The sequence below is a fragment of the Sulfurospirillum sp. MES genome (assembly GCF_000789415.1).
Taxonomy (GTDB): Bacteria; Campylobacterota; Campylobacteria; order Campylobacterales; family Sulfurospirillaceae; genus Sulfurospirillum; species Sulfurospirillum cavolei.
Map to the genome: position 1 here is coordinate 1 of NZ_JSEC01000043.1, position 1,573 is coordinate 1,573.

The window sequence follows — 1,573 nt, forward strand, 5'->3', positions numbered from 1 at the left end:
TATGCCGACGGATTATCGGGCATCGAGTACGATAACGCATTGAAAAACATCGAAACGATTCACACCATTAAAACCGCCATCGATACGGGAAACATTCTCTCCTATTTTCAACCGATCGTCGATAATCACACGCGAAAGATTACCAAATACGAATCGCTCGTGCGCCTTGTCAACGAAGGCGGACAACTTCTAACGCCTTACTTTTTCTTAGAAGTCGCCAAGAAGGGGCGTTATTACTCTAAAATTACCAAAATCGTCCTCGACAATTCGTTTGCGGCACTTTTAAAAATTCCCGATGCCGCCATTTCGATCAATCTTTCACTCCACGACATCGAACGCGAAGAGATTATTCGTCATATTTTTCAGCTTTTAGACCGCTACCCCGAACAGACTTCCCGCATCGTCTTTGAGCTTTTGGAAAGCGAAGACATACGCGATATTGCCCACATACAACGTTTTATTCAAAACGTCAAACAAAGAGGCGTAAAAATCGCGATCGACGATTTTGGAACGGGATATTCAAATTTTGAACGTATGCTTTCGTATGAACCCGATATTTTAAAAATCGACGGAAGCCTCATTCGCAACATCGATACCAACGAAGTCAATCGCAATATCGTCGAAACCATCGTCTTATTTGCCCAAAAACAACGCTTGGAAACCGTTGCCGAATTCGTCGAAAACGAAGCCATCTACCGCATCGTCACGGATTTGGGTGTCGACTACTCGCAAGGCTACCACTTCGGACGCCCCGAATTGTTTTAAACGCTTTTACATGTAAAGCTTACATGTAAAAGCGCCAAGAGGTTTTAGAACTTGTAACTTGCGCTAAATCGAAACTCGTGTTTATCTAACAAACCTGCTTTATCGCGGTTTTCTTTGTCGTACATCACAAGAAGATTCAGCCCTTTAAGTGCGCCCTCAAAGGCGTAATTGCCCGTAAGTGAAACGTAGGAAGCTTTGCCATACGAAAGATCGTCATCATCAGTGATCGTATAGCTTGCCGCGAGTGTAGTGGTTGGTGTAAACGCATAGCTTAGACCAAGTGCGTACGCATCGGTGTTCGCAGGATAACTGCTAGAGAGGATGATCGTTCCCGTATACGCAAGATCAGCGCCCCAACCGATACCTGGAGTCACGGTTGCATCTTTGCTCACACTGGTATAGGCGATATAACCACCCAGTGCGCCATACCCTAGGCTTGCTTTAAGACCGTAAAGATCGGCATTTTTGCTTCCTGTAACGTCTTTATCGCTGTAATAGTATTGCGCCGCTAACCCATAGGTAAAGGCATTAACCATCGCACTGTACGCCGCTTCAGCATACGCCATCGAACCATTGGTATTGAGATCTTCTGCATACGCCGCGGTTAAGGTTAGACCTGTAATGCTTTTATTGACTGCCACCAAAGTATACGCACCATCTTCCAAAAGTGGAGAGACGCCGTACGGATTGCTATAGGTGGTAAATTTACCGATATTGCCCGCCCCATCGGTTTGTGCTTGGAATTTTTGCACGTAGGCTGCGGTTAAAGTTGTGTTGGGAAGGTCGGTATTGACGATGCTTGCACCCT

Annotated in this window: 2 protein-coding genes; one reads left to right on the forward strand and one right to left on the reverse strand. The window is 45.6% G+C overall.

Annotated elements, in window-relative coordinates; translation table 11 throughout:
• Window positions 1–765 (forward strand): EAL domain-containing protein (locus OA34_RS13265; protein ID WP_039676216.1); only part of this gene is annotated, 765 nt, incomplete at its 5' end.
• A 44-nt stretch (window positions 766–809) separates the two neighbouring features.
• Here the strand turns inward: OA34_RS13265 and OA34_RS13270 are convergent.
• On the reverse strand, window positions 810–1,573 hold a 764-nt coding region (locus OA34_RS13270; RefSeq protein ID WP_039676218.1), incomplete at its 5' end, for a porin.